Origin of the sequence: Spirillospora sp. CA-142024 (genome assembly GCF_050942325.1) — a bacterium.
In the GTDB taxonomy this organism is placed as follows: domain Bacteria; phylum Actinomycetota; class Actinomycetes; order Streptosporangiales; family Streptosporangiaceae; genus Spirillospora.
The window spans coordinates 6970831-6990872 of the sequence record NZ_CP192077.1 but is presented as its reverse complement, the minus strand read 5'-3'; the positions used below and the strand labels follow the sequence as shown (position 1 = coordinate 6990872).

Genomic DNA, 20042 nt, shown 5'->3' with positions numbered 1-20042 from the left:
ACCATGACCCTGATCGAGGAGACCGTCGCCTCCATCGCCCCGCTGGACGAGGCGGCGATGCGGGACGCCCGCGACCACCAGGCCCGTCTCACCAAGCCGCCCGGGTCCCTCGGCGTCCTCGAGGAGCTGTCGGTCAGGCTCGCCGGGCTCGCCGGGCGGTGCCCGCCGCCGCTGCCGGAGCCCGCCGCGGTCGCCGTGTTCGCCGCCGACCACGGCGTCCACGCCCAGGGGGTCACCCCGTGGCCGCAGGAGGTCACGGCGCAGATGGTGGCCAACTTCCTGGCCGGCGGCGCCGTCGTCAACGCGTTCGCCGCCCAGGCCGGCGCCGCGGTCACGGTGATCGACATCGGCGTCGCCGCCGAACTGGACGACGCCCCCGGCCTGCTCCGGCGCAAGATCGCGCCCAGCACCGCCGACATGACGGCCGGACCCGCGATGACCACGGACGAGGCCCGCCGCGCCGTCGAGACCGGGATCCAGGTGGCACAGGAGCTGGGGAGCGGCGCCCGGTGCCTGATCACCGGGGACATGGGGATCGCCAACACCACCGCGTCCGCCGCGCTGATCGCCGCGTTCACCGGGCTGCCGCCCGAGCGGGTCACCGGCCGCGGAACCGGCATCGACGACGCCACCCACGCGCACAAGATCGAGGTCGTCCGCACGGCCCTGGCACGGCACGGCCTCCTGGGGGGGCACGGCAAGAAGCCCCTGGAGGTCCTCGCGGCGGTCGGCGGGCTGGAGCACGCCGCGATCGCCGGGCTCGTCCTCGGCGCCGCCGCCCTGCGTGTCCCCGTCATCCTGGACGGGGTGATCGCCGGCGCCGCCGCCCTGGTCGCCGCCGCGCTGTGCCCGGACGCCCTCGGCGGGTGCGTCGCCGGGCACCGCTCGGCCGAGCCCGGCCACGCCGCCGCGATCGAGGCCCTCGGCCTGCGGCCGCTCGTCGACCTGGAGCTCCGGCTGGGCGAGGGGACCGGCGCCCTGCTGGCGTTGCCGCTGGTCCAGAGCGCGGTGCGGGTGCTGCACGAGGTCGCCACGTTCGACTCCGCCGGGGTCAGCGAGAAGGACGCCGGGCGGCCGTAACGACGTGATCACGGAATGAGTCACGCTCGGCTATCGAACGGGCGGAGCCCCTCTCCATGAACTCCTCAACCCGAGTACCTTTGTTCCACAAAGACACTTGTCAGTCACCCGAGTCCGAGAGATCCACCACGTGCCCCCGTACCTGCTCGGCCTGCGACTCGGCGGGCGACGCGTCCTCGTCGTCGGCGGGGGCCGGGTCGCCCAGCGCCGCGTACCCGCACTGCTGGACGCGGGCGCCGAGGTCGTCCTCGTCTCGCCGTCCGTCACCGCCACCCTGCAGGGCCTCGCCGAACGCGGCCGGATCACCTGGCATCAGCGGCGCTTCAGGCGGGGCGACTGCGCGGGCGCCTGGCTGGTGCAGGCCGTCACCGACGACGCCAAGGTCAACGGGGACGTGGTGGCGGAGGCCGACGCCGCCCGGATCTGGTCCGTCCGGGCCGACGACGCGGAGTCGTCCCCGGCCTGGACGCCCGCCAGCGGGCACGCGGGCGACGCGACCGTCGGGGTGCTGCTCGGCGGCGATCCGCGGCGCGCCGCGGGCATCCGCGACGCCGTGGTGGAGGGGCTCCGCGACGGCGCCCTCGAATCCCGGCACTCCCGGCAGAAGCCGGGCGGCGTCGCGCTCGTCGGCGGCGGCCCCGGCGATCCCGGCCTGATCACCGTGCGCGGACGGCAGCTGCTCGCCATGGCCGACGTCGTCGTCACCGACCGGCTCGCCCCCGGCGGGCTGCTGGACGAGCTGGCCGCCGACGTCGAGGTGATCGACGCCGCCAAGATCCCCTACGGGCGGACGGTCACCCAGGACCGCATCAACGAGTACCTGGTCGAGCACGCCCGGCAGGGCCGCTTCGTCGTCCGGCTCAAGGGCGGGGACCCGTTCGTGTTCGGGCGCGGCGGCGAGGAGGCCCTGTACTGCGCCCGCCACGGCGTCCCCGTGACGGTCGTCCCCGGCATCACCAGTGCGGTCGCCGTGCCGTCCGCCGCGGGCATCCCGGTCACCCACCGGGGCGTCGCGCAGGAGTTCCACGTGGTCTCCGCGCACGTCCCGCCCGGGCACCCCGACTCGACCGTCGACTGGGAGTCGCTGGGCCGCGCGAAGGGCACGATCGTCCTGCTCATGGCAGTGGAACGAATGGAGCTCATCGCATCGGCCCTCATGCGCTATGGTCGGTCGTCCGGCACGCCGGTGGCCGTGATTCAGGACGGCACCCTTCCCGGCCAGCGGGCGCTGACGGCGACGCTGGGCACGGTGGCGGCGGAGATGGCCGCCGGTGAGGTCCGGCCCCCGGCGATCGTGGTCGTGGGCGACGTGGTCAACGTGGCACGAGAGATCGACATGATTCGAGCGGACATGGGACGGGATCCGTGACACCCCCCGCAGAGCAGAGCACGGTCCACGACGAGGAGGCCGGTGCCGGTCCGGAAAGCGGGATCGAAGGCCCCGCCCCGGACGCGGAAGCCGTCGCCGAAGCCGCATCCGAAAAGGACGCGCCGGATGAGAAGACCCGAGACGAGAAGACCGGAGACGGGAAGACGGCGCGAGCGAAGAGGACGTCCAGGAAGGGCACGGCAGAGAAGGACGCCGTGCCTGAAAGCGACGCCCTGCCTGACGGCGGGGCCGAGCAGGACGCCGAGGAGGCCGAAGAGGGCAATGAGGCCGGCGACGCCAAGGACGCCAAGCCCAAGCGCGGCAGGCGGCGGGCCCCAAGGCCCGGTGGAACGGCTCGCCAGGGTGAGCTGATCCGGGCCGTGACCACCCTGCGCGACCAGCTCGGCGCGTTCGAGTTCCTGCTGGACGTTCCGGGTGTCCAGCAGGCCAGGGAGGCCCGCGACGAACTGCGCGCCCAGCTCGTCGACTACGTCCTGCCGCGCATCCAGGCGGCCGGCGCGCCCATGCTCGTGGTGCTCGGCGGGTCCACGGGCGCCGGCAAGTCCACGCTGGTCAACACGCTCGTCGGCGCCCGCGTGAGCGCGACCGGCGTGCTGCGTCCCACCACCAGCAGCCCGATCCTCGTCTGCCATCCCGACCACGTGCAGTGGTTCATGGAGGGACCGCTCCTGCCCGGCATGGGGCGGGTCCGCGGCCCCGCACCCGACGCCATCGCGGGCGACCAGCTGGTCATCATCGCCAGCGACGTCCTGCCGCCCGGTCTCGCCCTGCTCGACAGCCCGGACTTCGACTCCGTCTTCGAAGACCACTACGAGTTCGCGACCAAGCTGATGGCCGCCGCCGACCTGTGGCTGTGCGTCACCACCGCCGCCCGGTACGCCGACGCCCAGGTCTGGCAGATGCTCCAGCGCGCCAAGGAGAACGGCGCCACGATCGGCGTCGTCCTGTCCCGGGTGCCCGACGGTGCCGGCGCCGAGGTCGTCGAGCACTTCGGCGAGATGCTGGACGAGCACGAGGTCGGCGACGCGCAGCGCTTCACGATCCCGGAGACCCGGATCGAGGACAGCCGGCTCCCCGAGGAGACCGTCGAGGACATCCGCGACTGGCTGACCGGCGTCGCCGAGGACGCCGAGGACCGCGAGATCGTCATCAGCGACACCCTCGCCGCCGTCCTGGACAGCTTCCGCACCCGCGTCCCCGAGGTCGCCCGGCAAGTCGAGGCGCAGGTCGGGCAGCGCACCGAGCTGGCCCGCGAGGTCGAGGCCGGATACGGCACCGCCCTCGCCGAGCTGGACGAGGCCACCCGCAACGGCTCGCTGCTGCGCGGCGAGGTGCTGGCGCGCTGGCAGGACTTCGCCGGCACCGGCGACCTGCTGAAAGCCCTGCACGTCCAGCGGCCCCGGCGCGGCCGCGCCGCGAACCGGCGGCGCCGCGGCCCGGCCCGGGTCCGGGCGCTCAAGGCCGCGCTGCGCAGCGGCCTGGAATCGCTGATCATGTCGTCCGCGGAGCACGGCGCCGAGCAGGTCATCGCCCGCTGGCGGGACCATCCGGCCGGCGGCCAGGTCCTCGCCCGGACCGACGCCGACCTCGGGCACGTCTCCCCGGAGCTGTCGCGCCGCGTCACCCGCGCCGTCAGCTCCTGGCAGGACCACGTCCAGGAGCTGATCCGCACCGAGGGCGTCACCAAGCGCTCGGTCGCGAAGCTGGTCTCGTTCGACCATGAGGCGGTCTCGCTCGTCCTGATGATCGGCCTGCTCGGGTACGGGACGGCCGACGTGGCCGTGGAGGGCGGCAACAGCGCCGTCCCGCAGCGGTTGCTGAAGGCGCTGTTCGGCGCCGAGTCCCTGCGCGGCATGGGCGCCAAGGCCCGCGCCGACCTGCGCAGCCGCATCGGGATGCTGTTCGACGAGGAATCCATCCGGTTCGGGCAGGTGCTCGACTCCGCCGGCATCCCCGACGAGACCGTCCCCGTCCAGCTGTACCAGGCCACCTACAACCTCGAGGTTGCCCGATGACCACCTCGGCCGTCTCCGCGAACTCACCGGCCGGAACCGGCGGGATCCCGATCCTCGGCGCGCCGGGGCCCGGCGCCGCCGCCGAGCCCGGCGACCCGCCCGGGCTGGTCGACCGGCTCAACGGCCTCGACCGGGTCGTCCAGGCGGGCGTCGGCCGGCTCGACCAGCCCGCCCTTGAGGACGCCGACGCGCTGCTCCGCCGTGCGGGGCAGCGGCTGCGCCTGTCCGGCGACCACACCGTCATCACCCTCGCGGGCGGCACCGGCAGCGGGAAGTCCTCGCTGTTCAACGCCATCTGCGGGCTGGAGCTCTCGCCGACCGGGATGCGCCGGCCGATGACGTCGCAGGCCCACGCGTGCGTCTGGGGCCTGGACGGCGCCGGGCCGCTGCTCGACTGGCTTGACGTGGACAAGCGCCACCGCTACGCCCGCGCCAGCGCCCTCGACCTGGAACGCGCCGACGCCACCCTGCAGGGCCTCGTGCTGATCGACCTGCCCGACCACGACTCCATCCAGGCGGTGCACCGCGCCGAGGTCGACCGGTTCGTCACCATCGCCGACCTGCTGGTCTGGGTCGTCGACCCGCAGAAGTACGCCGACGCCGCCCTGCACCGCAACTACATCGTCCCGTTCGCCCGGCACACGGGCGTCACGCTGATCGTCCTCAACCAGGTCGACCGGCTCGCCCCGCACGAGATCGACGACTGCGTCGCCGACCTGCGCCGCCTCCTGGAGGCCGAGGGGCTCGCCGACCCGCGGATCGTGACCACCTCCGCGGTCGCCGAGGACGGCGTGCACGGCTTCCGGGACGTCCTCGTCGACACCGTCGCCGCCCGCCGCGCCCGCACGGAGCGGCTGTCCGCCGACGTCGACCGGGTCGCCGAGCAGTTCACCGCCTACCGGTTCGACACCGAACCGCCCGTCACGGTCGACGACGGCCGCCGGTCCGAACTGATCCAGGCGCTCACCGACGCGGCCGGCGCGCCCGCCGTCGCCGAGGCCATGGAGAGCGCCTACGAGCTGCGCGCCTCCGACTTCATCGGCTGGCCCGTCACCGCCATGATCACCCGGCTGCGCTCCGACCCGCTCCGCCGGATGCGCCTCACCGAGCTGCGCGAGGAGCTCCGCAACGCCTTCACCGGCCCGATCGGCGCCCAGCAGGGGGATGTGGACAACGCGCTCCAGGGCGTCAGCGAGGGCGTCGCCGCCGAGCTGCCGCCGCACTGGGGACGCTCCGTCCGCGCGGCGGCCCGCTCCCACGCCACCGAGATCCCGGAGGCGCTCGGCGAGTCGCTCAAGGAGGCGCTGCCCACGTTCAACGTGGTGCCCCGCTGGTGGTGGCTGGTCAAGACGTGGCAGTACTTCCTGGTCCTGGTCGCCATCCTCAGCGTCGTGTGGATCGGCTTCCTCGTCGCCTACGGCCTGCTCGACGTCGGCGGTGAGGACCCGGGCGGCCTCATCGGGCAGGCTGGCCTCATCCCCTACGTGGCCATCCTGGTCGTGTGCACGCTCGGGATGGGGTGGCTCACCGCCTCCGCCTGCCGCAACATGGTCGCGCTGTCGTCCGCCAAACACGGCGAGAAGATGGAGCACCATATGCGCCAGGGCATCGAGCGGGTCGCGCGCGGGAAGGTGATCGAGCCCATCGAGGCCGATCTGCAGGTCTACGCCCGTTTCCGCAGGGACGTGGACGTCGCCCTCGGCCGCGGCTGAGTTATCCACAGTTCCGCGACGCCCGTCCCGGCTCGTCGCCACCGCGTCACCGTTGTACCCGTACGTCCGTATGGGAGACATGGAGGACGCGATGAACGAGGCGCACGTCACCATCACCGGCTGGGTCGCGGCGGAGCCCCGCTACGCGGTCACGACCAACGGCACCCCGCTGCTCTCGCTCAGGGTCGGGTGCACCCCTCGCCGCTTCGACCGGCAGACCAACCAGTGGCAGGACGACGAGTCGCTGTTCGTGACCGTGAACTGCTGGCGGAATCTCGCCGAGAACGTCAACGCGTCGGACCTGCGGCGCGGCACCCCCGTCCTGGTGACGGGCCGGCTGCGGGTCCGCCAGTACGAGCGGGACGACCAGTGGCGCTTCTCCGCCGAGGTCGAGGCCCTCACCCTCGGTCCCGACCTGAACCGCGGCACCGTCGACTTCCGTCCCGCCCAGCGCAGCGGCCCCCTCACCGACGACGACCGCAGGCTGGCCCGCGACGCCGCCGACGAATGGGCCCTGGGCGCCCCCGCGGACGAGGAGGAGGCCGACGACCCGAAGGCCGCCTGACCCCGCCCGCCCGCCGATCACGGTCCCGGGCATGCGGCCCCATCCGGCGTCCTGGCCGAGGACGTCCGCGCCGGCCTCGGCGAGGGCGTCCCGCCGGCCGCGGGCCCGCTCGCCGAGGTCGCCGGTCCCGTCGCCGTTGAGGCGGCTGTGCCCGGGCCTCCGCCCGGGGCGTCCCGCCGGCCGCGGGTGCGCTCGCCGAGGTCGCCGGACTCGTCGCCGTTGAGGCGGCGGCCGGGGCCGGGGCGGCCCTGGGCGGAGGCCGGGGGCGGGCGATCCGGGCTTGTTCCGGCAAGCGGGGGCGTGGCCGGCAGGAGCGGGCTGCCGGTCTGCGCCCCCGCACCGTCGGGGTTCTGCGGCCTGCTGGTCAGATCCAGGAAACGCCGCGCATGGTGGTATCCCCCTCAGGATGTGCCGGGCACCGCGATTTCGCGGGCCCTGATGCCCGTGACCGGAGCGGCCACCGGCATGTGCGTTCCCGAACGTACCTGTTTCACGCCCGTTCCGCACACGTTGCAACTATCGTGTTACACAACGTGATGCGCGTAAGGGGGAAGGATGACGGCAGTGCAGTCGTCCGCCGAGGACCGTGGTGGGGAGCTGGCCCGCAGGCCCAGACGCCGGGCGATACCGGGGCGGTCGTCCCTGCTCGTGGTCTACGTGCCGGTGGTCGTCGCCGTCCATCTGGGGCTGATCGTCGCGGGGGTGCTGGAGACCCCGTTCCGGGGGCACGACCTGGCGACGTTCGCGGCCCTGCTGGCGTGCGGGGCGGTGTGCATCGAGGCGACGCGGCGGCTCGGGATTCCGGCCGGGGTCGCGCGCGACCTGCTGTCGGCCTGGTGGCTGCCGGTGGCGCTGCTGCTGCCGCCGGTGTACGCGCTGCTGATCCCGGTGCCGCTGCAGGCGCTGCTGCAGTTCCGGGTCCGCCGGACGCTGGTCTACCGGCGGGCGCTGGTCGCCGCGGCGCTCGGGATCGCGGGCGCGTGCGCGTCCATGGTGTTCCACCTCGTGGTCGCCGAACCGCTGGAGGGTGCGCCGGAGTGGGTCGTCGCGGCCTACCCGGGGATCCCGGCGGCCGTCGGGTGCGCGGCCCTGTTCACGGTGGTGAACACGGCGATCGTCGCCGTGGCGGCGCACGCGGCCGATCCCGAGAGCCGCTGGCGGGACGTGCTGTGGACGCGCGAGAGCCTGCTCCTCGACCTGGTCGAGGTCTGCGTCGGCATCCTGGTGGCGATCACCAGCGCGCTGTCCCTCGGCCTGCTGCTCCTGGCGCTCCCTCCGGTGATGCTGCTCCAGCGCAGCCTGATGCACCAGCAGCTCCAGGCCGCCGCCCGCACGGACGCCAAGACGGGCCTGCTGAACGCGGCCGCGTGGCAGCGCGAGGCCGACACCGAGCTGTCCCGGGCCCAGCGCACCCACGACGCCGTGGCGCTGCTGCTGATCGACATCGACCATTTCAAACGCGTCAACGACACCCACGGCCATCTGGTCGGCGACCAGGTCCTCGTCGGCGTCGCCAGCACGCTCTGCCACCAGCTGCGCGACTACGACGTGGTGGGCCGGTTCGGCGGCGAGGAGTTCGTGGTCCTCCTGCCGGGCGCCGACACCGTCGAGGCGTGCCGCGTCGCCGAGCGTCTCCGCGGCCGGGTGCGCCGCCTGGCCGTCCCGGCGGAGGAGGGGACGGTCACGGTCACGGTCTCCGTGGGCGTCTCCCTCTTCCGCACCCACGGCCAAGACCTCCTGGAACTGCTGGCGGCGGCCGACCTGGCCCTTTACCGAGCCAAGTCGTCCGGCCGGGACCGGGTCTGCCTGCCCGCCCTGGAGGGCCCCAAGGCGCCCGAGGCCTGAACCGCCGTGCCGCGGTGAAGGTCGCGATAAACACTAGCCAGGACCCTCTAGGCTTGTGGATATGGCCGAGTACATCTACACGATGCAGCGCGTGCGCAAGGCGCATGGCGACAAGGTCGTCCTGGACGACGTCACCCTGCACTTCCTTCCGGGCGCGAAGATCGGCGTCCTGGGGCCGAACGGCACCGGCAAGTCGACGCTGCTGCGAATGATGGCCGGTCTGGAGCAGCCGTCCAACGGCGACGCGCGCCTGATGCCGGGGTTCACCGTCGGCATGCTGCAGCAGGAGCCGCCGCTGAACGAGGAGAAGGACGTCCTCGGGAACGTCCAGGAGGGCGTCGCCGAGACCAAGGCGATGGTCGACCGGTTCAACGAGATCGCCGAGAAGATGGCGACGGACTACTCCGACGAGCTGATGGAGGAGATGGGCAAGCTCCAGGACGAGCTCGACCACCGCAACGCGTGGGATCTCGACAGCCAGCTCGAACAGGCGATGGACGCGCTGCGCTGCCCGCCCGGCGACGCGGACGTGACGAAGCTGTCGGGTGGTGAGCGCCGGCGCGTCGCGCTGTGCAAGCTCCTGCTCGAAGCGCCCGACCTGCTGCTGCTGGACGAGCCCACCAACCACCTCGACGCGGAGAGCGTCCAGTGGCTGGAGCAGTTCCTCGCCAAGTACGAGGGCACCGTCCTCGCCGTCACCCACGACCGGTACTTCCTCGACAACGTGGCCACCTGGATCCTGGAGCTGGACCGGGGCCGCTGCTACCCGTACGAGGGCAACTACTCTCTCTACCTGGAGAAGAAGGCGGAGCGGCTGAAGGTCGAGGGCAACAAGGACGCCAAGCGCAAGAAGCGCCTCCAGGACGAACTGGAGTGGGTCCGGTCCAACCCGAAGGCGCGGCAGACGAAGAGCAAGGCCCGCCTGGAGCGCTACGAGGAGATGGCCGCCGAGGCCGCCCAGACCCGCAAGCTGGACTTCGAGGAGATCCAGATCCCGCCGGGCCCGCGGCTCGGCAACACGGTGATCGTCTCGGACAAGCTGACGAAGGGCTTCGACGACCGGGTCCTGATGGACGACCTGTCGTTCAACCTGCCCCCGAACGGCATCGTCGGCGTCATCGGCCCGAACGGCGTCGGCAAGACGACGCTCTTCCGCATGATCGTCGGCGAGGAGCAGCCGGACGCGGGCGACCTGCGGGTCGGCGAGACCGTCAAGGTCTCCTACGTCGACCAGGGCCGCGGCGGCATCGACCCGAAGAAGACGGTGTGGGAGGTCGTGTCCGACGGCCTGGACCACATCAACGTCGGGCAGGTCGAGATGCCCTCCCGCGCCTACGTGGCGGCGTTCGGGTTCAAGGGTCCCGACCAGCAGAAGCCGTCCGGGGTGCTGTCCGGCGGTGAGCGCAACCGCCTCAACCTGGCGCTGACGCTCAAGCTGGGCGGCAACGTCCTGCTGCTGGACGAGCCGACCAACGACCTCGACACCGAGACCCTGTCCAGCCTGGAGAACGCCCTGCTGGAGTTCCCCGGCTGCGCCGTGATCACCTCGCACGACCGGTGGTTCCTGGACCGCATCGCCACGCACATCCTCGCGTGGGAAGAGGGCTCGAACTGGTTCTGGTTCGAGGGGAACTTCGCCGACTACGAGAAGAACAAGATCGAGCGGCTGGGCGCCGACGCCGCCCGCCCGCACCGGGTGACGCACCGCAAGCTCAAGCGGGACTGATCTCCGGCCCTGACCGGCCGCGCGAGGGCTCGCGCCGCCGGTCGGGCCGACGCGGCCCTTCCGACGGGTCGCCTCGGTGCTCGCTGTGCGGGCCGTGTCCGATCTGGGCGAGCTCGGGTTCCCGCCTGGCATGGCTGAGGCGCGGTGATACAAACCGGGCATCGGTCGATGCGTTTTTCGTGTTGGACAGGTATCGTTCGCGTCTCCTATCGTCCGGTTCAGGCACCCTGCCAGACGGAGGAGGACGGGACATTGGCGCAGCTCACCGGGCAGATGGTGATCGGCTTCGAGCGCGTCGCCGGGACGGGGGAGGCGATCGCCGCCGTCGATCCCCGCACCGGTGAACGCCTCGATCCGGAGTATCGCTACGGCGGCGACGCCGAGGTGGCCCGGGCCTGTGCCCTGGCGGAGGAAGCGTTCGACGCCTACCGCGCGACGAGCGCCGAGCGGCGTGCCGCGTTCCTGGAGGCGATCGCCGGGAGGCTCGACGGGCTGACGGACGTCCTCGTCCGGCGCGCCATGTCGGAGACCGGCCTTCCGGAAGCCAGGCTGACCGGCGAGGTCGCCCGGACCACCGGGCAACTTCGTCTCTTCGCCTCCGACCTCCGGGCGGCAGGCGACGGATCCGCGCGGTACGGCCCGTCCGCACCGGACGGCCTCGCCGGAGGCGGCGCGGGCGGTCCGGCGGTGAGCGTCGACGCGGCGGGTGAGGGAGTGCCCGAGATCCGGCAGGGGCGGGTTCCGCTCGGGCCGGTCGCGGTGTTCGGGGCCGGCAACTTCCCGTTCGCGTTCTCGGTGGCCGGAGGTGACACCGCCTCCGCGCTCGCGGCGGGGTGCCCGGTCGTCGTGAAGGCGCATGACGCCCATCCCGGGACCTGTGAGCTGGTCGGACGGGCCGTGTCGGAGGCCGTCCAGGAGGCGGGGCTGCCCGAAGGGGTGTTCTCGATGCTCTACGGGGACGGTCCCACGCTCGGCATCGCGCTCGTCAGCGACCCGCGCGTGCAGGCGGTCGGGTTCACCGGGTCGCGGACGGCGGGCCTGGCGATCGCGAAGGCGGCGGCGGACCGCCCGCGGCCGATCCCGGTCTACGCGGAGATGAGCAGCGTCAACCCGGTCTTCCTGCTGCCGGACGCCCTGGCGGAGCACGCGGCCGAGCTCGCGGAGGCGTACGTCGGCTCGGTGACGCTCGGGGCCGGGCAGTTCTGCACCAATCCGGGACTCGTCTTCGCGGAGAAGGGCGAGGCGCTCGACGCCTTCCTCGACGCGGCGGCGAAGGCGGTGGAGGCCGATCCGGGCGCGCCCATGCTCACGCCCGGCATCGCCCGCGCCTACGCCGAGGGCGTCGGACGGCTCGAACGCCATCCGGACGTGACGATCCTCGCGCGTGGACGAGAACCCGACGCGGTGGCGGGATGCCGGGCCGCCCTCGCGGTGGTGGACGCCGAGAACTTCGGGCCCGAGCTCCAGCAGGAGATCTTCGGCGCCTGCTCGCTGGTCGTCCGGTGTGACGACCTCGACCAGGTCGTCGGCCTGGCGCGCGGGCTGGAAGGGCAGCTGACCGCGACGATCCACGGCGGTGGTGCGGCGGCGGCGCGGCTGCTGCCCGTCCTGGAACGGCTGGCCGGGCGGATCCTCTGGGGCGGATGGCCCACCGGGGTGCGGGTCGGTCATGCGATGGTGCACGGCGGCCCGTACCCGGCGACGTCGGACGCGCGGACCACGTCGGTCGGGAGCCTGGCCATCGAGCGGTTCCAGCGGCCGGTCGCCTACCAGGGGGTGCCGCGATGAGCACGCCGGTCGTCACCGGCATGCGGGCCGTGCCCGTCGCCGGCCGGGACAGCATGCTGCTCAACCTGGGCGGCGTGCACGGCCCGTTCTTCACGCGGAACCTGGTGCTGCTCACCGACTCGTCCGGCAACACGGGGGTCGGGGAGGTGCCGGGCGGCGAGGGCATCCGCCGGACGCTGGAGGACGCCCGCGAGCTGGTCGTCGGCAGGCCCATCGGACGCTCGGACGAGATCCTCAACACCGTCCGGGCCGCGTTCGGCCACCTGGACGCCGGCGGGCGCGGCCCGCTGACCCACGACACCCGGATCACCGTCCACGCGCTGACCGCGATCGAGTCGGCGCTGCTCGACCTCATGGGCCGGTTCCTCGATGTGCCGGTGGCCGCGCTGCTCGGCGACGGCGTCCAGCGCCGGACGGTCCCGATGCTCGGCTACCTCTTCTACGTCGGCGACCGGAACAAGACGGACCTTCCGTACGAGGAGCCGCCGGCGGACGCGGACGGCTGGCTGAAGGTGAGGCGCGAGGAGACCCTCACGCCCGACGCCATCGTCCGGCAGGCGGAGGCCGCGCAGGAGCGGTACGGGTTCGCCGACTTCAAGCTCAAGGGCGGTGTCCTGCGGGGCGACGAGGAGGCCGAGGCCGTTCGGGCGCTCGCCGAGCGGTTCCCCGGCGCGCGGATCAACCTGGACCCGAACGGCGCCTGGTCGCTGGACGAGGCGATCCGGCTCGGCACCGGGCTCAAGGACGTCCTCGCCTACGCCGAGGACCCGTGCGGCGCCGAGCTGGGCTACTCGGGACGCGAGACGATGGCGGAGTTCCGCCGTGCCACCGGCCTGCGCACCGCCACCAACATGATCGCGATCGACTGGCGGCAGCTCGGCCACGCGATCCGGCTGGACGCCGTGGACATCCCGCTCGCCGACCCGCACTTCTGGACGATGCGCGGCTCGGTGCGGGTGGCGCAGCTCTGCGAGGCGTGGGGCCTGACCTGGGGTTCGCACTCCAACAACCACTTCGACGTGTCGCTGGCGATGTTCACCCACGTCGCCGCCGCGGCGCCCGGGGAGATCACCGCGATCGACACGCACTGGATCTGGCAGGACGGCCAGCGGCTCACCAGGGAGCCGCTCCAGATCGTGGACGGCGGGATCGACCTGCCCGACAGGCCGGGTCTCGGCGTCGACGTCGACGAGGAGCGGATCGAGGAGGCACACCGCCTGTACCTCCGGCACGGGCTGGGCGACAGGGACGACGAGGCCGCGATGAAATTCCTGGTCCCGGACTGGACGTTCGACCCGAAGCGACCCTGCCTGGTCAGGGGCTGAACCCGCTCCGGGTAGCATCGGGCCGACCCCGGTTCCCCCGTACCCCCAGGCGAGGACATGCAGCAGATGCCCGAGGCCGAGTACCGGCACGTCTACGAGTTCAACATCCGGTTCGGCGACATCGACTCCCAGGGCCACGTGAACAACGTGAAGTTCCTCGGCTACCTGGAGGACGCCCGGCTGGAGATGTTCCACGGCGACCCGGTGCGCAAGGGGGAGGAGCCCGTCCGCGGCATGGTGATCTCGCGGCACGAGATCGACTACCGGCTGCCGCTGCTGCCGACCGTCTACCCGATCCGGGTGGAGACCTGGGTGACCGAGGCCCGCGCCGCGTCCTTCAAGCTGGCCTACGAGGTGCGGGACGACGAGAACGTGTACGCCGAGGCGACCTCCACGCTCGTCGCGTTCGACGTCGAGGCGAACCGGCTGCGGCGGTTCACCCCGCAGGAACGGGAGTTCATCGGGCGCTACGTGGCGCCGGGGGCATGACGACGCTCGCCGGTCCGCCGCCCCGGCTGGACACGCGCCTGCCCGGCGTGCGGCTGCGCGTCGTCCAGATGGCGGACGCCGAGGCGCTCGCGGCCCTGTACCGGGAGAACCGGGACTACCTGCGTCCCTGGGAACCGGAACGGGACGACGCGTACTTCACCGTCGAGGGCCAGCGCGACAACCTCCACGACCTGGTCGGGGCCTACGCGACCGGGGAGATGTGGCCGGGCGTCGTCCTGGTCGACGGTGAGATGGCCGGACGGATCACGCTCAACAACATCCTGCGCGGCCCCCTCCAAAGCTGCTTCGCCGGCTACTGGGTGGCGCGCGCGCACGCCGGCAACGGCGTCGCCACCGAGGCGCTCAGGCAGGCACTGGACGTGGCCTTCGGCACGCTGCGCCTGCACCGGGTCGAAGCGTTCACGAGAGTCGACAACCACGCGTCCCAGCGCGTCCTTGAGCGCAACGGCTTCACGGTCGTCGGGACGGCCCGCCGCCACATTCATCTAGACGGCCGCTGGCACGACGAGCGGCTCTTCGAGCGCCTGGCCCCCTGGGATGACGGAATCGCCCTCGTTCCGCAGGCCTGAGGGCGAAATGGCCGCGCTGAGCAGGTGACAACCGCGCCGTCACGGATATGTAACAAGGGCAACAGCAATCCGTTTTCGGCCCACTTCTCCCTCTAGTGTCGCGACGCGAATGTGGAGAACCCACGTGGAAGGGGCAAAATGCGGCGCGTCTCACGAGGAGCGATGGCAATTCTGCTCGCCGCCGGCATGACCGGGGCGGGCGCCACCGCGGCGCAGGCGGCGGACACCGCGCAGGCCGGCACCGCAAAAGCCGGCACCGCGAAGGCCGGCACCGCACAGGCGGGCGACATCCTCGCCCAGCTGAAGGCGATCCCCGGAATGCAGGTCACGGAGAAACCGTCCACGCTGCCCGGCTACCGCTGGTTCTGGCTGGAGTACAGGCAGCCGGTCGACCACCGCAACCCGCGGGGGCAGTGGTTCGAGCAGCGCATCATGCTGCAGCACAAGGCGTCCGACCGGCCCATGGTGCTCTACACCAGCGGGTACGACACGCCGGAGGTGATGTTCACCTCCGAGCCGACGGCGCTGGTCGACGGAAACCAGATCTCGGTCGAGTACCGCTACTTCACCCCGTCCCGGCCCGAGCCGACGGACTGGACGAAGGACACGATCTGGCAGGCCGCCACGGACGAGCACCGCCTCATCGGCGCCCTCAAGACGATTTACAAGGGCAAGTGGATCTCGACCGGCGCCAGCAAGGGCGGCATGACGGCCGTTTACCACAAGCGTTTCTACCCGCGCGATGTCGACGGCAGCGTCGTGTACGTGGCACCGAACGACGTCAACAACAACGACGACCGAGCCTACGACAAGTTCTTCCAGACGGTCGGCAGCGACCCCGAATGCCGCGCCCACGTCAAGGCGCTCGCGCGTGAGTTCCTCAAGCGCCGCCCGGCGATGCTCAAGCGCTTCAAGGCGGCCGCCGACGAGAACGGCTGGACGTTCGACATCCTCCGGACGCAGGACCGCGCCTTCGAGAACTCGGTGATGGACTACGAGTGGGCGTTCTGGCAGTACAGCCTGCAGTCCGACTGCCCGTCGCTGCCCGCGGTGACCGCCTCGGACGACGAGATCTACAAGACGCTCGACACCATCTCCGGGCTCTCGTTCTACAGCGACCAGGGTCTCGCCCCGTACATCCCGTACTACTACCAGGCGGGCACGCAGCTCGGCTGGCCCACGCCGAAGTTCAAGCACCTGCGTCCGCTGCTGCGGTACGAGAGCAGCTACCAGCCGCGCACCTATGTCCCGCGTGACATCCCGATGCGGTTCGACAACGGACGCGCCATGCACGACATCGACGGCTGGGTGCGCGGGAACGCCAACCACATGTTGTTCCTGTACGGCTCGAACGACCCATGGGGCGCCGAGCCGTTCCGCCTTGGCCACGGCAGCCGCGACTCGGCCGTCTACGTCGCCCCGGGCATGAACCACAGTGGCCGCCTTATCGCCAAGCTGCCCGCCGACGAGCAGTCCAAGTCGATCGCGAACCTCAAGCGCTGGGCCGGCGTCGAGGAGGGCATGCAGACGCTCAAGACCGGCCCGTCCGCCGACGACCCGCTGGAGCTCCAGCGCCCGCCGCTGTAGCCGCACATCCGTAGCGAAGGCCCGCGGTGTGCGGGCCCGTGCCTCGACCCCTGGCACGGGCCCGCACACCGCGTCCTCGCTCAGGGGCCGGTGAGCCAGGCGGCGGCGTTGCCGGGGAGCAGATCGCCATAGAGCGGGGTGCTCGTCAGGAGCGGGGTGCCGGCCGGGGGGCGTACCGGGTTCTCGCCGCAGTTGAGGGCGCATGTCAGCGGGCCGCGGCTGAAGAAGAGGGTCGTGTCGGGGGAGTCCAGCCACTCCAGGTCGTCCGGCAGGTCGTCCCGCAGGCGGCGGCGCAGCCCGAGCGCGTCGCGGTACCAGGTGAGCATGGAGGACGGGTCGGCGGCCTGAGCCTCGGCGGTCAGGGGCGCCCACCGTTCCGGCATCGGCAGCCACGGGCGGACGCGATCGGGGGAGAAACCGAACGGCTCGGCGGAGCCCGACCAGGGGAGCGGCACGCGGCAGCCGTCGCGCCCGGCGAGTTCACCGTTCGTGCGTTTCCAGATCGGATCCTGCCGGGCCTCGCCGGGTAGGTCGGTGACCTCCGGCAGACCTAGTTCCTCGCCCTGGTAGAGGTAGGCCGACCCTGGAAGCGCCAGAAGCATCAGCAGTGCCGCCCTCGCCCTGGCAAGCCCGATGCCAGGGACGCTCACCGGCTGCTCGTAACGGGTGACGTGCCGGATGGAGTCGTGACTGGACAACACCCACGTGGGCGCGGCCCCGATAGGGGCGACGGCCTTCAATGCGGCGACGATGACGTCACGGAAAGCCGTGGCCGACCATGGAGCCAGTTGCAGGTCGAACTGGAAAACCTGGTGTAGTTCGTCTGGCCGCAGGTAGAGCGCGAGGTCTTCCGGCCCGTCCGTCCACACCTCGCCTATGGCCATGCGCTCGCCGTCGTACTCGTCCAGGATCTGCCGCCACTTGCGGTACACCTCATGGACTTCGGGACGGCTGTACATGGGGCCGTTCAATACGCGGCGGTTCTGGCCGCCGAGGTCATGGAACGACTCGTCCTTGAAGAGGCCCGCGGCGACGTCGATGCGGAAGCCGTCCACGCCGCGGTCGAGCCAGAACCGCAGGACGTCCTCGAACTCATGCCGTACCTCCGGATCACGCCAGTTGAAGTCGGGCTGCTCGGGCGCGTAGAGGTGCAGGTACCACTCGCCGTCGTCCAGGCGCGTCCAGGCCGGGCCGCCGAACGCCGACGGCCAGTCGTTCGGCGGCCCCTCCTCGCCGGAACGCTCGCCCGGCTTCCCGGGACGGAAGACGTAGCGGGACCGCGCGGGGGCTCCCGGCGGCGCGGCCAGCGCCTCCCGGAACCAGCGATGCCGATCGGACGAGTGATTCGGGACGATGTCGACGATCAGCCGGATCCCGTGGTCGTGCGCGTCCGACACGAGGGCGTCGAAGTCGTGCAGCGTGCCGAACCGCGGGTCGACGTCGCGGTAGTCGGCCACGTCGTAGCCGCCGTCCGCCAGCGGGGACGGGTAGAACGGGGTGAGCCACAGCGCGTCCACGCCGAGGTCGCGCAGATGGCCGAGCCGGGACCGGATCCCCTGGAGGTCGCCCTCACCGTTCCCGTCGGAGTCGGCGAAGCTGCGGACGTAGACCTCGTACACGACGGCGTCGCGCCACCAGGGGATTCGCCTCATACACGGCGATCTACCCGGTTATGTCGCAGCGTTCACCATGCTCTGCGCCGCCATCGTGAAGTAGTCCCAGAGCTGCTTCTCCAGCGGCTCGGGGAGTTCGAGCTCGTCGACGGCGTCGCGCATGTGGCGCAGCCACGCGTCCCGTTCGGCCGATCCGATGACGAACGGAACGTGCCTCATCCGCAGCCTCGGATGGCCGCGCCGCTGACTGTAGGTGGTCGGGCCACCCCAGTACTGGATCAGGAACAGCCGAAGTCGCTCCTCGGCCGGGCCGAGGTCCTCCTCGGGGTAGAGGGCGCGAAGGTCGGGGTCGTCCGCGACGCCCTGGTAGAAGCGGTGCACCAGCCGGTGGAATGTCTCCTCGCCGCCGACCGCTTCGTAGAAGGTCACCTTTTCAGCCATAGCGCCCCCCACCCTATGTGAGACGCGTCCCTGTCCTCACCTTGATCCACTAGGGCGCCGGGGTGGCGACCGTGACGCCCGCCTCGTCGAACGCCCGCTTGACGCGTTCGCGGAGCTCGCGGGCGATGTCGCCCTGCCTGCCCGGCGCCGTCTTCAGCACGACGCGGATCACGATGGCGTCGCCGGCGAGGGCCTGCACGCCCCACACCGACGGCTCCTCCAGGATGAGGTCGTTCCACGGCGCGTCCGAGGCCATCTCGTCGGCGGTCGTCTGCAGGATCTCCTTGACCTTCTCGGTGTCCTCGTGGATGTCGACCGGGATGTCCAGGACGGCGCGGCCCCAGTTCTGCGACTCGTTGCCGACCTTCTTGATCTCGCCGTTCGGCACGTACCAGACGATGCCGTTCATGTCCCGCATCCGGGTGACCCGCAGCGTGACCGCCTCGACCGTGCCCTTCGCGCTGCCCACGTCGATGATGTCGCCGACGCCGTACTGGTCCTCCAGCAGCATGAACAGCCCGGCGAGGAGGTCCTTGACGATGTTCTGCGCGCCGAACCCGACCGCGACGCCGATGACGCTCGCGCTGGCCAGGATGGGGGCGAGGTTGAGGCCGAGGGAGCCGAGGATGCTGAACGCGGCCGTCCCCATGATCAGCACGGACGCGATCGAGCGCAGCACCGAGCCGAGCGTCTGGGCGCGCTGGGCCCGCCGCTTGTTGAGCAGGGCCGGGCTGCCCTCGAAGACCGTGCGGGACCGCTCCCTGACCCTCTCCGACATCGTGCCCTCGGCCATCCGCAGCGTGACCTTGCTGATCATCCGGTGCGCGATGTTCTTCACGATCAGCGCGACCACGAAGGTGATGATGATCCAGAACAGGGTGCTGAGCGGCGTGTCGAGCCAGGTGGCGTAGAACCGGGTGAAGCCGGTGTTCTTGGAGATGTTCCAGACGAGCCGGCACGCCACGGTGGGGTCCTGGCTCTTGCAGGCCGATTCGGGGGTTCCCTGCTCGACCCAGGGCAGGAACGGCTTGGCGGCCGTTGACACGGCGAGCGGCGCGGCGAGCGGCGTGCTGATCGACGCGACGAATGACATGTGTGCAGACCCTCCCCGGCCATTGTGGTGCCTCGGCACCTCGCCGTGGACCTGCGGCGGGCACGAGCCCGATCGTAGGGGACGGTCACGACCGGTTCGTACGCGCCGGGCGAGGTGTCGCGAACCGGCCGGGGAGGGGCCGGGCGAACGTGTCCCGCGGGGTCCGCGGGCTGCCGCGCCGTTCCTGCCGCGGCCTCGCGGGACACGCCCGGTCTTGGGGGCGCCCGTTCGGCGGGCGCCCGGGCCCCGAGCGGAGGCTCGGGTTCGGATGAGGTCTGGGAATCCCGGGTGGGAGTTCGGGGCGGAGGGGGACCCGGGACTCTAGGAGCGTCCGCTCACCTCGCGGCGGAGCGGCTGGAGCACGTGCGCCAGTTTGAGGGCGGCGCCGCCCACGTCGTCGACGCGGTGCATGCGCTCCCCCCACGACCACCAGAAGTAGTGGTCCTTGGTCTCGGGAGCCGGCGCGCAGGTCACGTCCTCCGCGAGGCTGGCGGCCTCCGGGTTCACGACCCGGAGGAACGCCGGCCCCGAGCGGGTCCTGACGACGCGGGCGACGAGGCCCCGGGTGTCGAGTTCCTGCTCCAGCTCTTCGAGGTAGCCGACGCGTCTGTCGCTGACCACCTTCGCACCCCCTCCATAAGGCGAGCACACCGTTGGCGAGCACCGCGGTTGATCGGCCCGGCCGGACCGGCTCCATTGATCGACTCTGTGGATTCGTTCGGTCACTCGCCGCGAGAATTGCAACTCTCACACTGACGGGTCAAGTGACCGGCCGCCCCTCGA

Annotated in this window: 15 protein-coding genes and 1 pseudogene; 12 read left to right on the top strand and 4 right to left on the bottom strand. The window is 71.8% G+C overall.

Going from position 1 to position 20042, the window contains the following annotated elements; all coding sequences use genetic code 11:
• The first annotated feature begins 3 nt into the window (after positions 1 to 3).
• The 12 genes from cobT to ACQPZP_RS32940 all read left to right on the top strand — a co-directional run bounded on the left by cobT (position 4) and on the right by ACQPZP_RS32940 (position 16112).
• Positions 4 to 1080 (top strand): nicotinate-nucleotide--dimethylbenzimidazole phosphoribosyltransferase, encoded by a 1077-nt coding sequence (gene cobT, locus ACQPZP_RS32995; RefSeq protein ID WP_433473600.1) that lies wholly within the window; start codon positions 4 to 6, stop codon positions 1078 to 1080.
• Positions 1081 to 1210: 130 nt separating this feature from the next.
• On the top strand, positions 1211 to 2449 hold the full coding sequence (gene cobA / locus ACQPZP_RS32990) for a uroporphyrinogen-III C-methyltransferase (protein ID WP_433479716.1): 1239 nt from the start codon (positions 1211 to 1213) through the stop codon (positions 2447 to 2449).
• Complete coding sequence (locus tag ACQPZP_RS32985; RefSeq protein WP_433473599.1) at positions 2446 to 4485, top strand: AAA family ATPase; 2040 nt, start codon at positions 2446 to 2448, stop codon at positions 4483 to 4485. Before cobA ends, ACQPZP_RS32985 begins: the two co-directional genes overlap by 4 nt.
• Positions 4482 to 6197 (top strand): GTPase family protein, encoded by a 1716-nt coding sequence (locus tag ACQPZP_RS32980; RefSeq protein ID WP_433473598.1) that lies wholly within the window; start codon positions 4482 to 4484, stop codon positions 6195 to 6197. The genes ACQPZP_RS32985 and ACQPZP_RS32980 overlap by 4 nt, the downstream gene beginning before the upstream one ends.
• A 91-nt stretch (positions 6198 to 6288) precedes the next feature.
• Positions 6289 to 6762 (top strand): single-stranded DNA-binding protein, encoded by a 474-nt coding sequence (locus tag ACQPZP_RS32975; RefSeq protein ID WP_433473597.1) that lies wholly within the window; start codon positions 6289 to 6291, stop codon positions 6760 to 6762.
• Positions 6763 to 7317: 555 nt separating this feature from the next.
• Entirely contained in the window at positions 7318 to 8607 is a 1290-nt protein-coding gene (locus tag ACQPZP_RS32970) for a GGDEF domain-containing protein (protein WP_433463279.1), read from the top strand.
• A gap of 61 nt (positions 8608 to 8668) precedes the next feature.
• The gene (gene ettA / locus ACQPZP_RS32965; protein WP_433473596.1) at positions 8669 to 10333 is read left to right on the top strand and encodes an energy-dependent translational throttle protein EttA; all 1665 of its coding nucleotides are present in this window, start codon (positions 8669 to 8671) and stop codon (positions 10331 to 10333) included.
• Positions 10334 to 10585: 252 nt separating this feature from the next.
• Positions 10586 to 12121 (top strand): aldehyde dehydrogenase (NADP(+)), encoded by a 1536-nt coding sequence (locus tag ACQPZP_RS32960; RefSeq protein ID WP_433473595.1) that lies wholly within the window; start codon positions 10586 to 10588, stop codon positions 12119 to 12121.
• On the top strand, positions 12118 to 13446 hold the full coding sequence (locus ACQPZP_RS32955; RefSeq protein ID WP_433473594.1) for an enolase C-terminal domain-like protein: 1329 nt from the start codon (positions 12118 to 12120) through the stop codon (positions 13444 to 13446). Before ACQPZP_RS32960 ends, ACQPZP_RS32955 begins: the two co-directional genes overlap by 4 nt.
• Positions 13447 to 13503: 57 nt before the next feature.
• Entirely contained in the window at positions 13504 to 13935 is a 432-nt protein-coding gene (locus ACQPZP_RS32950; protein WP_433463275.1) for an acyl-CoA thioesterase, read from the top strand.
• A complete protein-coding gene (locus ACQPZP_RS32945) occupies positions 13932 to 14525 on the top strand; it encodes a GNAT family N-acetyltransferase (protein ID WP_433473593.1) in 594 nt (197 codons plus the stop codon). The genes ACQPZP_RS32950 and ACQPZP_RS32945 overlap by 4 nt, the downstream gene beginning before the upstream one ends.
• A gap of 162 nt (positions 14526 to 14687) precedes the next feature.
• Complete coding sequence (locus ACQPZP_RS32940; protein ID WP_433473592.1) at positions 14688 to 16112, top strand: S28 family serine protease; 1425 nt, start codon at positions 14688 to 14690, stop codon at positions 16110 to 16112.
• 80 nt (positions 16113 to 16192) lie between these two features.
• Here the strand turns inward: ACQPZP_RS32940 and ACQPZP_RS32935 are convergent, their stop codons facing one another.
• The 4 genes and pseudogenes from ACQPZP_RS32935 to ACQPZP_RS32920 all read right to left on the bottom strand — a co-directional run bounded on the left by ACQPZP_RS32935 (position 16193) and on the right by ACQPZP_RS32920 (position 19880).
• Complete coding sequence (locus ACQPZP_RS32935; protein WP_433473591.1) at positions 16193 to 17764, bottom strand: glycoside hydrolase family 13 protein; 1572 nt, start codon at positions 17762 to 17764, stop codon at positions 16193 to 16195.
• Positions 17765 to 17794: 30 nt separating this feature from the next.
• A pseudogene (locus ACQPZP_RS32930) lies at positions 17795 to 18154 on the bottom strand (globin); the annotation flags it as partial.
• A gap of 61 nt (positions 18155 to 18215) precedes the next feature.
• Complete coding sequence (locus ACQPZP_RS32925; RefSeq protein ID WP_433473590.1) at positions 18216 to 19259, bottom strand: mechanosensitive ion channel family protein; 1044 nt, start codon at positions 19257 to 19259, stop codon at positions 18216 to 18218.
• Positions 19260 to 19580: 321 nt separating this feature from the next.
• Entirely contained in the window at positions 19581 to 19880 is a 300-nt protein-coding gene (locus ACQPZP_RS32920; protein ID WP_433463270.1) for a hypothetical protein, read from the bottom strand.
• Between the last annotated feature and the right edge of the window lie 162 nt (positions 19881 to 20042).

Excerpts from the sequence above, each read along its gene's own strand:
- ACQPZP_RS32935 (WP_433473591.1), bottom strand. The coding sequence starts at position 17,764 with ATGAGGCGAATCCCCTGGTGGCGCGACGCCGTCGTGTACGAGGTCTAC.
- ACQPZP_RS32975 (WP_433473597.1), top strand. The coding sequence starts at position 6,289 with ATGAACGAGGCGCACGTCACCATCACCGGCTGGGTCGCGGCGGAGCCC.
- ettA (WP_433473596.1), top strand. The coding sequence starts at position 8,669 with ATGGCCGAGTACATCTACACGATGCAGCGCGTGCGCAAGGCGCATGGC.
- ACQPZP_RS32980 (WP_433473598.1), top strand. The coding sequence starts at position 4,482 with ATGACCACCTCGGCCGTCTCCGCGAACTCACCGGCCGGAACCGGCGGG.
- ACQPZP_RS32970 (WP_433463279.1), top strand. The coding sequence starts at position 7,318 with ATGACGGCAGTGCAGTCGTCCGCCGAGGACCGTGGTGGGGAGCTGGCC.
- ACQPZP_RS32940 (WP_433473592.1), top strand. The coding sequence starts at position 14,688 with ATGGCAATTCTGCTCGCCGCCGGCATGACCGGGGCGGGCGCCACCGCG.
- ACQPZP_RS32955 (WP_433473594.1), top strand. The coding sequence starts at position 12,118 with ATGAGCACGCCGGTCGTCACCGGCATGCGGGCCGTGCCCGTCGCCGGC.
- ACQPZP_RS32925 (WP_433473590.1), bottom strand. The coding sequence starts at position 19,259 with ATGTCATTCGTCGCGTCGATCAGCACGCCGCTCGCCGCGCCGCTCGCC.
- cobT (WP_433473600.1), top strand. The coding sequence starts at position 4 with ATGACCCTGATCGAGGAGACCGTCGCCTCCATCGCCCCGCTGGACGAG.
- ACQPZP_RS32945 (WP_433473593.1), top strand. The coding sequence starts at position 13,932 with ATGACGACGCTCGCCGGTCCGCCGCCCCGGCTGGACACGCGCCTGCCC.
- ACQPZP_RS32950 (WP_433463275.1), top strand. The coding sequence starts at position 13,504 with ATGCAGCAGATGCCCGAGGCCGAGTACCGGCACGTCTACGAGTTCAAC.